The organism is Cohnella rhizosphaerae, assembly GCF_029525575.1.
GTDB classification, from domain to species: Bacteria; Bacillota; Bacilli; order Paenibacillales; family Paenibacillaceae; genus Cohnella; species Cohnella rhizosphaerae.
The window spans coordinates 1149604-1162803 of sequence record NZ_JAPDIA010000007.1 but is presented as its reverse complement, the minus strand read 5'-3'; the positions used below and the strand labels follow the sequence as shown (position 1 = coordinate 1162803).

At 61.8% G+C, this 13200-nt stretch carries 8 protein-coding genes and 2 pseudogenes; 2 read left to right on the top strand and 8 right to left on the bottom strand.

Annotation, left to right across the window (positions count from 1 at the left end):
* The first annotated feature begins 276 nt into the window (after window positions 1-276).
* Window positions 277-696, top strand: a complete 420-nt coding sequence (locus OMP40_RS23180) for a DUF4395 domain-containing protein (RefSeq protein WP_277534865.1) — start codon at window positions 277-279, stop codon at window positions 694-696.
* A 71-nt stretch (window positions 697-767) separates the two neighbouring features.
* Here OMP40_RS23180 and ligA read toward each other — a convergent pair whose 3' ends face one another.
* A complete protein-coding gene (ligA, locus tag OMP40_RS23175; protein ID WP_277534863.1) occupies window positions 768-2804 on the bottom strand; it encodes an NAD-dependent DNA ligase LigA in 2037 nt (678 codons plus the stop codon).
* Between the two features lie 116 nt (window positions 2805-2920).
* On the opposite strand from ligA, the gene OMP40_RS23170 reads away from it, so the two are divergent.
* On the top strand, window positions 2921-3316 hold the full coding sequence (locus OMP40_RS23170; RefSeq protein WP_277534861.1) for a hypothetical protein: 396 nt from the start codon (window positions 2921-2923) through the stop codon (window positions 3314-3316).
* 72 nt (window positions 3317-3388) lie between these two features.
* Here the strand turns inward: OMP40_RS23170 and pcrA are convergent, their stop codons facing one another.
* The 7 genes and pseudogenes from pcrA to OMP40_RS23140 form a co-directional block, all read right to left on the bottom strand.
* Window positions 3389-5860, bottom strand: coding sequence for a DNA helicase PcrA (gene pcrA / locus OMP40_RS23165; RefSeq protein ID WP_277534860.1), 2472 nt, complete (start codon window positions 5858-5860; stop codon window positions 3389-3391).
* A 97-nt stretch (window positions 5861-5957) separates the two neighbouring features.
* Complete coding sequence (gene pcrB / locus OMP40_RS23160) at window positions 5958-6680, bottom strand: heptaprenylglyceryl phosphate synthase (protein ID WP_277534859.1); 723 nt, start codon at window positions 6678-6680, stop codon at window positions 5958-5960.
* 633 nt (window positions 6681-7313) lie between these two features.
* The gene (locus OMP40_RS23155) at window positions 7314-7991 is read right to left on the bottom strand and encodes a hypothetical protein (protein ID WP_277534858.1); all 678 of its coding nucleotides are present in this window, start codon (window positions 7989-7991) and stop codon (window positions 7314-7316) included.
* Window positions 7992-8069: 78 nt separating this feature from the next.
* Window positions 8070-8942, bottom strand: coding sequence for a UTP--glucose-1-phosphate uridylyltransferase GalU (gene galU / locus OMP40_RS23150; protein ID WP_277534856.1), 873 nt, complete (start codon window positions 8940-8942; stop codon window positions 8070-8072).
* Between the two features lie 20 nt (window positions 8943-8962).
* Window positions 8963-10099, bottom strand: a complete 1137-nt coding sequence (locus OMP40_RS23145) for a UDP-glucose dehydrogenase family protein (RefSeq protein ID WP_277534988.1) — start codon at window positions 10097-10099, stop codon at window positions 8963-8965.
* Window positions 10100-10128: 29 nt separating this feature from the next.
* Window positions 10129-10314, bottom strand: a pseudogene (locus OMP40_RS42170) (3-hydroxyacyl-CoA dehydrogenase NAD-binding domain-containing protein); the annotation flags it as partial.
* Between the two features lie 231 nt (window positions 10315-10545).
* Window positions 10546-13066: pseudogene (locus OMP40_RS23140) on the bottom strand (U32 family peptidase).
* Window positions 13067-13200 lie beyond the last annotated feature (134 nt).

Here is a 13200-nt window from a genome sequence, read left to right as displayed (position 1 = left end):
TGTCTTCCGTCATCGGCCTTATTACTCGCAAATTCTTCGAGCCGACAGCAGTTAACTTTATCAGGTTCGTTCTGGCTTGTCAACGTCTTTTTTCGAAGCCGTTTTTCCCAAGCTCGCTTTGGCCTGTCCCCTCGAAGGGGCGAGTACTAATATACCAAGCCGGAGAGAGAATTGCAACTGTAAATATACGGATTATGAATTCATCGTTGACAACCAATTCCCGATGATCTAACTTGGAATTAAACCAGCAAACCAGCTTGCAAGGAGGCCTCATGGATGAAGGAAGTTCCCATGCCTTACATTAAGTCCAACCAGACAGGCATTGTACTGTTCGCCGTCTTGTCTTTCTTCTTTGCCCCATTGTGGCTGCTGTCCCTTCTATGGCTGATCGAAGTCGCCGGACTCGCCACGGCAGGCCGGTACAACCTGTTTATAAGACTAACGAAGCCTTGGCTGAAGACAGCTGGCAAAGAAACGCAAGCCCAGGAGCTGGCCCGCTTCAACAATTCGCTCGCGGTCATCTTCCTGAGCTTGGCGGTCTTCTGCTTCTCGCTGGGCTGGACCGTCGCCGGGTACGCGTTCGTCGCCATGCTGCTTGCTGCTGCCGGCGCCGCCTTGCTCGGCTATTGCGTCGGCTGCACGATATACTTCCAGTACAAGCAATTTCTCGCGAGACGCCGTATCCGGCATTCGTAACCGCCTAAATCGAAAAGGCCGACACCCTCCGAATCGTTCGGAAGGCGTCGGCCTTTTATGTTGCCAAGCGCTTATTCGTCTGCGGACGCCATACCAAGCAGCTTCAACATTTCCCGCTCGTCCTCCAGTACGGGCACGCCGAGATCGCGCGCCTTGGTCAGCTTGCTGCCGGCACTCTCGCCGGCGATGACAAGGTCGGTCTTCTTGGAGACGCTGCCGGACACCTTGGCGCCGAGCGCCTCCAGGCGCCGCGACGCTTCGTCGCGCGTGAGCAGGCTTAGCGTGCCGGTGAGGACGACCGTCTTGCCGAACAGCGGATGGCTCGTATCGGCCGCCTGCGCCGCCGGGCGGTCGGACTCGGCCTTCACACCCGCGGCGCGCATGCGGGCGATGCTCTGCTGCATAAGCGGGTCGCGGAAGAAGCCCGCGATGCTCTCGGCCACGATGCCGCCGATATCGGGCAGCGTGACAAGCTCCTCCGCCTCGGCCGCCATCAGGCGTTCGAGGTCGCCGTAGTGGTCGGCGAGCGTGCGCGCGGTCGCCTTGCCCGTGTTCGGAATGCCGAGCGCGTTCAGAAAAGCGGCCAGCTCGCGCGACTTGGACTTTTCGACGGAGGCCAGCAGGTTGTTCGCTTTCTTTTCCCCGAAGCGCTCCAGCTTGACCAGATCGTCGAACTGCAGATCGTACAAATCCGCGGGATCGCGCACGTCGAGCGCTTCGAGCAGCTGCCCGGCGGTCTTGCCGCTGAACGTCTCGATGTCCATGCAGTCGCGGGAAGCGAAATGCGTGATGCGCCCCACGATCTGCGGCCGGCAGCCCAGACGGTTCGGACAGAACAAATGCGCGCCGCGCAGCTCGAGCTGGGTACCGCAAGCCGGACAGACGTCCGGCACCGCGATCTCGAGCCCCGGTTCCTCGTCCGCTTTTCCCAATATCTCGGGGATGACGTCGTTGGAGCGGCGGATAAAGACGCGCGTCCCGAGGGCATGCGTCAGGTTTTTGCGCGCGATGTCGCCGATATTGTTCAGCGTGCAGTTCTGCACCGTCACGCCGGCAAGCTCGACCGCTTCGACGCGCGCAAGCGGCGTCACCTTGCCCGTACGGCCGACCTCCCAGGAGACGGACTCCAATACGGTCGTCGTCTCCTCCGCTTCGAACTTGAACGCCACCGCCCAGCGGGGAAACTTGTCCGTGTAGCCTAGCGCCTCGCGCGTGCGCAGGTCCGTCACCTTGACGACGGCCCCGTCGATAAGATAGTCGAGCTCGTGCCGGAACACGACGATCGCGTTCAGCTCCTCGGCAACTTCTTCGATATTGTCGTAATAACGTTCGAAGCTGTTGACCGGCAGGCCGTTGTCCCGGAGGAAAGCCAGTATCTCGCGATGGTTCGCGAACGAGATGCCGGCGGCATCCGAAAAGCCTACATTATAAAAGAAGGCGTCCAGCTTGCGCGAGGCGGTGACGGCAGGATTCAGGTTGCGGAGCGCGCCGGCGGCGCCGTTGCGGGCGTTCTTGAGGGGCTCCGCCGCGGTGCGATTATACGCTTCCAGCACGGAGAGCCGCATGATGCCTTCGCCCTGAATCTCGATCGGACCGCCTTGATAAGGAATCGACAGCGGAATCGAACGAATCGTTTTGACCTGCGCCAAAATGCCCTCGCCTACGACGCCGTTGCCGCGTGTCGCCGCCTGCACGAGCTCGCCGTTCGCATAGGTGAGGTTGAGCGTGAGCCCGTCGAATTTTTGCTCGATGACGAATTCGGGCGGCGGCAAAGGCGACTCGGGGTTGCGGGTATTGTAGTCGCCGACCAGCTTGTTTACGCGCTGCGCCCATGCCTTCAGATCGTCGAAATTCTGGGCTTTGTCCAGGCTCCACAGCCGCGCCATGTGGCGATGGGGTTCGAAGCCTTTCAGAATTTCTCCGCCAACGCGGTGGGTCGGCGAATCGGGAAGCACGGTCCCCGTCTCTTTTTCCAGCGCAACCAGCTCGTCGTACAGCAGATCGTACTCCCGATCGCTGATGGAAGGGTTGTCCTCGGTGTAGTAGCGCCGGACGTGAACGTTCAATTCGTCGACCAGCTGTCTCATCCGCTGCAGCGGCTCCGTCATCGTTATTCGGCCTCTCTCGCTTCCCGGCACTCCGGGTTAATGTGTTACGTTTGATTCAAGCACCCCGATTATCGTGTAAAAAGAGACAACCTGAGGTATAACGGGAGGGTTCAGACATGGATAATCAAACGGATAGATATAGCGATAGCCAAGAGAGGCATTCTTCGGTAAAAGAGACGTACTACGTCTCGGTATCCGCCGGAACGATCACGAAGGAAGAAAACCATACGACCGACCAGCTCAGCGTATATGCGACGGACCGGGAGATCGATCAGCTCATGGCTCTGCTCGCCAAGCGGTCGGATACGGACGACGCGACTCATCTGCGCGCCATCATCCCTTACAAATCCGCGGATCACGACCCCGCCACGGACAAGTACAACGAGCAAATGCTGGACATCTACCGCGCGATCTTCAGGATCGGCACGGAGGAGACGCGCAGGCATCTCATCCATATGGACATTCTCAACGTTTTGAAGGACCCCGATACCCACCTGCCGGGCTATCACTAACTTTTATGTAAAGGGACAGGCCGCTGCGCCATGTGGCGCGGCGGCTTTTTTTGTTGCGGTTCGCGGTCAAAATCAAAGCTTGGTGACGGGCGCGAAGGCTGCGAGCAGACGTTTGAGACCGACAGGTGCGGGGAACGCGATGTTCAGCTCCGTATCGCTGCCGCTCCCCTTCACCGCGACGACCGTGCCGATGCCCCACTTCGCATGCTGCACCTTGTCCCCGGCCGCGACGGACAGGCCTTGTCCGCCTCCGGGCGCCGGCTGCGGACTCGCGGCCGGCCGGCCGCCGACGCCGTATGTCGCCGGCGGCTGCCCCGGCGTTCTCGCGCCGGGAGCGCCCGCCGCCTGCGGACGGGCGCCGAAGCCGCCGCCCGCGGCACCGCCGAAGCCGCCGGCCTGCGGCCGCGCGCCAAAGCCCGGCTGCGCCCCTGCGCCGCCGAAGCTGCCGCCGCCATAACCGCCCGCGCCCGGACCGCGTCCGCCGCCCAGGCGCGAGCCGAAGCCGCCGAACGAGCCGCCGATGCGCCCGCCCCTCATTTCCACCGATTCCTTCAGATGGTCCGGAATCTCCTCCAGGAAGCGCGACGGCGCATTGGCCGCCGTTCGCCCGTAGAGCAAGCGGCTCTGCGCGCAGGTCAGGTACAGCTTCTTCTCCGCCCGCGTGATGCCGACGTATGCGAGACGCCGCTCCTCCTCCATCTCGTCGTTGTCCATGAACGCCCGGCTGCCGGGGAAGATGCCCTCCTCCATGCCGACGATGAACACGACCGGGAACTCCAGCCCTTTGGCGCTATGCATCGTCATGAGCACGACGGCATCGCCCTTTTCCTTGTCGTCCTCGTCGTCTCCCATCGAATCGATGTCCGCGATCAGCGCGAGGTCGGTCAGGAAAGCGACGAGCGACTTGTCCTCGTTGCGGTTCTCGAACTCCTGGGTGACGGACAGAAACTCCTCGATGTTTTCCAGCCGCGCTTGAGACTCGATCGTATTCTCCCGCTGAAGCTCCATCCGGTAGCCGGACATCTCCAGCATTTTCTCCGTCAATTCGGTCACGGACAAATAATCGACCATCGCGGTCAGATTGGCGATCAGCGCGCTGAACTCGGAGAGCGCCGCCTTGGCGCGCGCCTGAATGTCGAGATGGTACAAGCCGTCGCCGAGCAGTCCTTCGCCCTGGCTGATCAGCTTGTAAATGGAGATGCCTTGCCGCTGCGCTTCCTCCTGCACCTTGCCCATCGTCGTGTCGCCAAGCGCGCGCTTGGGCACGTTGATGATGCGGTTCAGGCTGATATCGTCGTCCGGGTTGGAGATCAAGCGCAGGTATGCCAAAATGTCCTTGATTTCCTTGCGGTCGTAGAACTTGGTGCCGCCCACGATTTGATACGGGATCTCGGATTTGATCAGAATTTCTTCCATCACCCGGGACATGGCGTTCGTGCGATACAAAATGGCATGATGGTCGTAACGGCGGCCGTTCTGCCGGTTCTTGCGAATCTCGCCCGCGACGAAGTAGCCTTCCCCGTGCTCCGAATCGCCTTGGTATACCGTAATCTTGTCGCCGCCCGGGCTGTCGGTCCACAGGTTCTTGGGCTTGCGGCCCATGTTGTTCTTGATGACCTGGTTGGCCGCCTCCAGGATGTTGGAGGTCGAGCGGTAGTTCTGCTCCAGCAAAATGGTGCGCGCTTCGGGGTAGTCGGCCTCGAAGTTGAGAATGTTCGTGATGTCCGCGCCCCGCCAGCGGTAGATCGACTGGTCGCTGTCGCCGACGACGCAGATGTTGTGGTGCTTCGCGGCGAGCATTTTGCAGATCATGTACTGCGCTTTGTTCGTATCCTGGTACTCGTCGACATGGATGTATCGGAACTTGTTCTGGTAAAACTCGAGCACTTCGGGCACTTCGCGGAACAGCTGGATCGTGAGCAAAATGAGGTCGTCGAAGTCGAGCGAATTGTTCGCCTTCAGGCGGCGTTGATATTGCGTGTACACCTTGGCCGCGATCGTCTGGAAATAATCCCCTGCGCGCGCCTCGTATTGCTCCGGCGACAGCAGCTCGTTTTTAGCGCCGCTGATCATCGCCTGCACCGCTTTGGGCTCGAACTTCTTGGTGTCGACGTTCTGCTCCTTCATGACGCCCCGGATGACGGACAATTGGTCCGCCGAGTCGAGAATGCTGAAGTTGGAGCCGAAGCCGATCCGCTCGATGTCCCGCCGCAGGATGCGCACGCTCATCGAATGGAACGTGCTCACCCATACGTCGCGTCCGCTTGCCCCGATAAGCTTGGAGACGCGGTCCTGCATCTCGCGCGCCGCCTTGTTCGTAAAGGTAATCGCGAGAATGCTCCAAGGCGCTGCGATCCGCTTGGCGATCAAGTAAGCGATGCGGTGCGTGAGCACGCGCGTCTTGCCGCTGCCCGCTCCCGCCATGATGAGCAGCGGCCCGTCGGTAGCGACGGCCGCCTCGCGCTGCTTGGGATTCAGCCGGTTTACGGCTTCGTCGATATTGAACGTCGTCCCGGACGACGGTTGCGCCGGTTCAAAAAACATGATGATAACGCTCCTTTGCTTGTAGCTTGTGGGAGGCGTCCGTCCGTTCGCCTCGCCGTGCAGGCAGTCAGGTCTCAGGCAGTCAGGTCTCGGGCCTTCAGGCCGAGCCGCCCGCGCCGATCGCGCGCTTCGCCGCGGCGACTGTCGCAAGCGCCGCCGGCAGATCGCCGTAGATGACGTTGCCGACGACGATCGTATGTGCGGACTCCGCGGCCGCCCTTGCCTGCTCGGGCGTGGAGATGCCTCCGCCGTAGAAAAGCCGCGCCTGCGACAGCTGATCACGGACCCGGCGGACCAGCGCCATGTCCCCGAACGCGCCGCTGTACTCCAGATACAGCACGGGTACGCGCCAGAGCCGGTCGGCCAACTGGGCGTAAGCCAGAGCCTCGTCCGCAGAGAGATCCGTCCGCGCTTCGGTCACTTTTGCCGCGGTGCATGCGCCGTTCAGGATCAGGTAAGCCTGGCCCGCGGTAAGTTCCCAGGGCATGAATGAACCGTACTCGGCCAGCGCCTCCGCCTGCCGGCCGACGATCCAATCCGTTCGTCCCGCGTTCAGCACCATCGGCACCAGGTAACCGTCGAAGCCCGGAACGGCGCTGTCGGCGCCGGTCAGCTCCAGCGCGCACGGCACCTCGTAGCGGCGAATGCGCGCCATGAGATCCACCGTATTGTCGTAGGTAACGCCGCTCGATCCGCCGACCAGGATGCCGTCCGTGCCGGACAAGCAGATCCGCTCCAGCGCCTCGTCGGAAATCGCGCGGTCCGGATCCAGCTTAAATACGTGTCGCCACGCGGCGTACATATCCGAAAATGCGATCATGCGTTCCTCCACGGCGTTTACCCCTCAGTCTACAGGAAATCGGGTCAGGGGGGAAGGCGAACGGCAGGTTTTCGATACTCAAAATACTGGAGTTCGCGAGTTGGGGCTGAGTAATACGATACCGCCGCACAACTTGTGACATCGACGCTCCACACTGCCGAATTATGCGATGCCGCCGCACAACTCGTTCCTCAGACGCTTCACGCTGCCAAATTATGCGATGCCGCCGCACATCTCGCGCTTCAGACGCTCCACGCTGCCGAATTATGCGATACCGCCGCACAACTCGTTCCTCAGACGCTTCACGCTGCCAAATTATGCGATGCCACCGCACATCTCGCGCTTCAGACGCTCCACGCTGCCGAATTATGCGATACCGCCGCACATCTCGCGCCTCAGACGCTTCACGCTGCCAAATTATGCGATGCCGCCGCACATCTCGCGCTTCAGAAGCTCCACGCTGCCGAATTATGCGATACCGCCGCACATCTCGCGCCTCAGACGCTCCACGCTGCCGAATTATGCGATACCGCCGCACAACTCGCGCCTCAGACGCTCCACGCTGCCGAATTATGCGATACCGCCGCGCATCTCGCTCCCCCCCTCCACTCGTGCACCAACCAATGATTACCCTCACCCTCTTAATAACTCACTTCCTTTGGAAGTCAATTTGTACATGTGACCCCGGCGCTCGCTTCCGCCGACCGGCTCGATCCAGCCCTCGGCCAACATTTCACGAAGCACGCCTCGCGTCTTATCGCGTTTCAACTGCAGCCAGCCTTGCGCGTCCTGCGGCTTGAACGCCCGCCCGTTCGAAGCATTCCTCACGATCTCCCGCGCGAAAAGCGAGGTTTGCAACAACCGATCGCCCGCATTTCCGTACTTCCCCAACAATTCGTACACCATCCGGCGGCACATCTCCGGCTTCTTGTCCATCTCGTCCCGGCTGAAAGGGATATATTTGTATCCCATCATGACGAAAGACCGCATTCTTAAGCGCTCGAAGGAAAACCGGTCGCGCGTCATCAGCTCGACGTGGGCGACGAAGCCATCGCATTCGAATACCAAGCCGAGCGGCTCGTAATAGATGTCCGCGTAGAGTTTGACGCCGTTCGCGCCGACGATTTCATACTCCAGATGAAAGCCTTCGAGCGTGCCGAAAACGGGCAACAAGATGTCGGTCAGCAGCTTGATCGTGCCGCTCAGGTCTCGCTGAAGCATCTCGAGCCGTTGTCCGCTCGCAGACTTTCGTTGCTTTTCGATAAAAGCTTGGACGATCTCCGCAGCGTTGCCTTTCTTCTCCTTTGCCATTTGAACGGCCTCCCCAAAAAATGAAAATAAAAAAAACCGCCATCCCCGAAGGAATAGCGGCGTGTGCTTCACGCAGCGTTAACTTAGCTTGCTCTCCAAATAAGCCTTGAACGCGTCGCCCAGATCCGGACGCTGAAGCGCGAAGTCGACGATCGTCTTCAGGTACCCCAGCTTCTCGCCGGTATCGTAGCGATCGCCTTCGAAGGCATACGCATAAACCGACTCCTGCTGCAGCAAGCGGAAGATGGCATCCGTCAACTGGATCTCGCCGCCCGCTCCGGTGTCCTGCGTCTCGAGCAGGCCGAAGATGGCCGGCGTCAATATGTATCGGCCCATGATCGCGATGTTGGAGGGCGCGCGGTCCGCGGCGGGCTTCTCCACCACGCCGCGGACCGGGACGGTATCCAGGCTCAGGTCGGCTCCGTCCGCCGGATCGACGATGCCGTAGCGCGAGATCTCGTCCTCGGGCACGCGCTTGACGGCAAGCACGCTGCTCTGCACCTTGTCGTAAACGTCCATCATCTGCTTCAGGCACGGCGTCTCGGAACGGACGATATCGTCCCCGAGCAGAACGGCGAACGGCTCGTCGCCGATGAAGTTGCGCGCGCACCAGATCGCATGTCCGAGCCCCTTGGCTTCTTTTTGCCGGATATAGTGAATATCGATCAGGTCCGAGGCCCGCTGAACCTCGGAGAGCAGGTCGAGCTTACCCTTCTGGCGCAGATTCTCCTCGAGCTCGTAATAGCTGTCGAAATGGTCTTCGATGGCCCGCTTGCCCTTGCCGGTCACGATGATAATGTCCTCGATGCCCGAGGCGACGGCTTCTTCGACGATATATTGGATGCCGGGCTTGTCGATAATCGGCAGCATCTCTTTGGGCATCGCCTTCGTGGCGGGAAGAAAGCGAGTGCCGAGACCGGCTGCGGGAATAATGGCCTTGCGGACTTTCATGAGACAGGCATCCTCTCTATTTATGCGTGCCGTCCTTGATACGCCGGAATTCCTTGCGGCGCGGCCGGCAGACGTCCGACTCCGATGCACACGACGCCTTGCGCGTTCAGCGCGTGCGCATCCAGGCAGTTGCGTCCATCTAATATTATAGGCCTGCTCATCCAGCTTTTGTAGTCTTCTGCCGATATTTTGCGAATCTCGGGCCATTCCGTCACGACGATCGCGGCATCCGCGCCGCGCAGCGCCTCTTCGGCGGAGCCGTACAGCCCGATCCCGGCGGGCAGCTGCCGCTTCATCCCGACGTCGACGGCCGGGTCGTACGCGGCCAGCGCGATGCCGGGATAACGCTTCTTCAGCTCGGCGATCAGTCGCAGCGACGGCGCTTCGCGCAGCTCGGCCGTGCCGGGCTTAAAGGCGAGCCCGAGCAGCGCGACGCGGCGACGCGACAAGCCGCTGAGCGCCGCCTCCAGCTTGCGCGCCATACGCTGCGGCAGAACGGCGTTCGCGCGGATGGCCGCCGTAGCGACCGTCTGGGGCGCGCCGGCCTCGCTCGCCAGACGGACGAGCGCGCGCGCGTCCTTCGGCAGGCAGGAACCGCCGAAGCCAAGTCCGGCTCCCGAAAAGTGCGGACCGATGCGCGGATCCAGCCCCATGATGCGGGCGATATCGGGATAATCGGCGCCGGTCTGCTCCGAAAGCGCCGCCATCTCGTTGGCGAAGGAAATTTTGATCGCCAGCGCCGCATTGGACGCAAGCTTCGCGAGCTCCGCGCTCCGACGGTCCGTGTGAACGACGGTCGCGGAGAGCCTTCGGTACAATCGGTCCATCGATTCGGCCGCCTCGTGCGTCGCCGAGCCGACGACGACGCGCGAGGGCTCGAAGAAGTCCCGTACCGCGAAGCCCTCCCGCAAAAATTCGGGCACGGATACGACGTCGACGCCGGACTCCCCAGGCATTCTCGCCCGAAGCCGCGCCTCCAGCCGTTCGGCCGTGCCCACCGGCACCGTGCTTTTCACGGCGATCAGCCTGCGCGTCCCGTCCGTCCGCGGCACAAGCAGGTCCGCGGCTTCCCAAAGCTGGGCCAGCAAAATCTCCCCCGTCGTCCGTTGCGGGCGTTCCGACCGCCAGGAATACGACCTCGGCCTCGGTGATGGCAGGCGACGCCCCCCGCACCGAAAGCAAGCCTTCCCGCGTCCTGTCCCCGCTTGACCAGTTCGGCAAGCCCGGGCTCCCAGTATGGAATTTTACCGCTCGAGATTCGCTCTATTTTATCGCCGTCCGCATCGCTGCAATAGACTTGATGTCCCAAATCCGCAAATCCGGCCGCCGTCGTCAATCCGACGATCCCCGCCCCCACAACCGCGATTCTCATGAAGATCCCTCCTTGAATTCCATTGCCGTCCGTTCATTTTATCAACGAGTCCTCATGCCTGAATGCGCTTCAGGTTAACGGAATGTAAAATCCGTCAAGCGCTAACAGTTCAGACGCTCGCGCCGGGGTGCTCGGCGACTCGCGTGCAGACCGCTGAACTGCGCGCAAATCGCAAAAAGCCGCTCCATCCCGAAGGATAAAGCGGCTCACGATATCGCATGACCCGATGACTTATTTGACCAGCTGCCCCCGCGTCACGCCGAGCTGGTTGATCGCCTTCAGCTTCTTCCACACCTCGGTGCCCCCGATGCGGCCCTGCATGGCAGAGCGGTAGAGCGACAGCACCTCGCGCACCTTGTCGGCGTCCTCTTCGAGGAATTCGACCCGGTAAGACGGCACGCCGAGCTCCTGGAACGTCGTCAAATATTCAGCGCCCGACTGTTCGATGGCGTTGTATACCGTGTTGCGGCAGCCTTCGTCGACGCGAACTGGGTGCGAGAATCCGATCCGGTCGCGCAGCGACGCGCGGGACTCCTCGCAGGGACGCCCGCAGTTCGTGAAGTTCGTCCCTTCGCTCATGAACGTGCAGTACACGCAATGCTCCGTATGGAACATCGGCAAGTGCTGGTGGATGACGAGCTCGAGCCGGGACGTATCCGACAGGCGCAGCATGTCCACCATCTGCTGGACGTTCAGGTCGTACGACGGCGTCACCCAGTCGAGACCCGCCTCGCGGAACAGCTCGACCGTCTTGTGATTCGCCACGTTCAGGGAGAAGTCCCCGATGAGCGTCGGGTGCTTGGCGCCCGGATTTTCCATCCGTTCCTTCAGGTAAAAATAGAGCGCCCCCCGTGTTGCGCACGAGCACCGCGTCCGGCGCGAGCTTCAGGATGTTGCGGTGGTAGCCGTTCTCGCCGGGCATGTGGATCCGCGGCGTCGCCAGCGCGATCGGCTTGCCCGCCGCGCGGCAGACCGCGATCGCGTCCGGGAATTGCTTGATGAACTCGAAGTCCGCGTAAATCATCGCTGCGTCGGTCTCGACGGCCGCCTGCACCTGCTCGAGCGTCCGGCAGAGCACGGTCATCCGGCCGCCGCCCGTTCCGAGCACGGACGACGCCGGGTGCGGCGCGTCTCCGTAGGCGTCGACGTCGCGCTTGACGTAGACCGGCGGTCGGTCGCGCAGCGGCTCGAGCTGCAGCACCGCTTCGCGGCGGATGCGGTTCAGCTCGCTCTTCGGCACGATGACGTCGCCTTCCAGCGCGACGGACAGCTCGCCGAGACGATACAGCGAGCCGCCGAGGCGGCCGAGCTGCTCCTCGAGCACTTCCCGGCCGAGCGGCCGGTTCATCGCGCGCTCGAGCGGCATGTCGGACTGGACGACGACGGTCGTATTTTTTTGCGCGTCGGTCCAAATCGTGCGCAGCGGCTCGCCCTCGCGCCCGGATACGGTGACGGACACCGGGAACGTGCGATACGGCTTGTCCGTCTCGAACGTCGTCCGCAGGCGGCGGTCGAGCGCCGGATCGCTCGTCTTCCAGATGCGGTCGCCGACGTGAAGCTTGGTCAGGTCGACGTCATTGCGCCCCATGACGATCTCAATCTCCCCGCCCTGCGCGACTTCGCCTTCGATCTTGGCCTTGCCGCGGCGCAGATCGTACACGCGTCCGCCTTCTTCCTTCTTGGTCGGGTCGCCGGCGTCGAAAACGAGACCGTCGCCGCGCTTGAGCGGCGCCTCGAGCAGGCAGACGACGCTGTCGCGCGTCAGCCGTTCTACGCGGCCCAGATACACGCCCCGGCTTTTCGGGAAGGTGCCCTCGACGAGCTGCTTGTTGTTCGTTCCTTCGAGGAAGCCGTGCGTAAAGCCGCGCGAGAAGCTCTGCTGCAGCTCGCGGACCTCCTCCGCCGACGGCCTCGCGTCCTGACCGGCGAAGTATTTGTCGATGGCGCTCCGATACTTGCTCACGACGTTGGCCACGTACTCGGGACTCTTGAGCCGGCCCTCGATCTTGAACGACGTGACGCCCGCTTCGATCAGCTCCGGCATGATGTCGATCGCGGCCAGGTCCTTCGGCGACAGCAGATAGGCGATGTTGCCCATCGGCTTGTGCTCGCCGTCGACCATCAGGTCGTACGGCAGGCGGCAGGCCTGCGCGCATTCGCCGCGGTTCGCGGAACGTCCGCCCCACATCTCGCTCGTCAGGCACTGACCCGAATACGATACGCATAAGGCGCCGTGCACGAAAACCTCCATCGGCAGCTTCGCCTGCTCGCCGATCTTGGCGATCTGCTTCAGGTTGTTCTCGCGTCCGAGCACGACCCGCTCCATGCCGAACGGCTTCGTGAACTCAACCGCTTCCGGGGAAGTGATCGTCATCTGCGTCGAGCCGTGGATCGGGAAGTCCGGCGAGATCTCGCGGATCAGCTTGACGAGGCCGAGATCCTGCACGATGACCGCGTCCACGCCGGCGTCGATGCACGCTTCGACGAGCTCCTGCGCATTGCGCAGCTCGTCCTCGAACACCAGAATGTTAAACGTAAGAAAGCCTTTGACGCCGTACCGATGAAGGAACGCCATGATCTCCGGCAGCTCGTCCATCTTGAAGTTGTTCGCGCGCGCCCGCGCATTGAATTTTTCCACGCCGAAAAAGATCGCGTCGGCGCCGTTCGCGACGGCCGCGCGCATGCATTCCCAGTCTCCGGCGGGAGCCAACAGCTCTATATCTTCACGCCGCACCGCGGCTTGATCGCTCATGTATTCTTAACCTCCAGGCCGCCTCGGGGCGGCGTTCTCTCTATTAGTATAGCAAAGCGAGGCGCATGGACCAAAGGAAAATGGCGGCGGGCGCGCAAAAAGGCGGCTTAAAAAAACAAGAAGCACCCGAACGC

Coding starts and splice junctions, on each gene's coding strand:
- galU (WP_277534856.1), bottom strand. CDS start 8,942: ATGAAAGTCCGCAAGGCCATTATTCCCGCAGCCGGTCTCGGCACTCGC.
- OMP40_RS23155 (WP_277534858.1), bottom strand. CDS start 7,991: ATGGCAAAGGAGAAGAAAGGCAACGCTGCGGAGATCGTCCAAGCTTTT.
- pcrB (WP_277534859.1), bottom strand. CDS start 6,680: ATGATCGCATTTTCGGATATGTACGCCGCGTGGCGACACGTATTTAAG.
- OMP40_RS23180 (WP_277534865.1), top strand. CDS start 277: ATGAAGGAAGTTCCCATGCCTTACATTAAGTCCAACCAGACAGGCATT.
- OMP40_RS23170 (WP_277534861.1), top strand. CDS start 2,921: ATGGATAATCAAACGGATAGATATAGCGATAGCCAAGAGAGGCATTCT.
- ligA (WP_277534863.1), bottom strand. CDS start 2,804: ATGACGGAGCCGCTGCAGCGGATGAGACAGCTGGTCGACGAATTGAAC.
- pcrA (WP_277534860.1), bottom strand. CDS start 5,860: ATGTTTTTTGAACCGGCGCAACCGTCGTCCGGGACGACGTTCAATATC.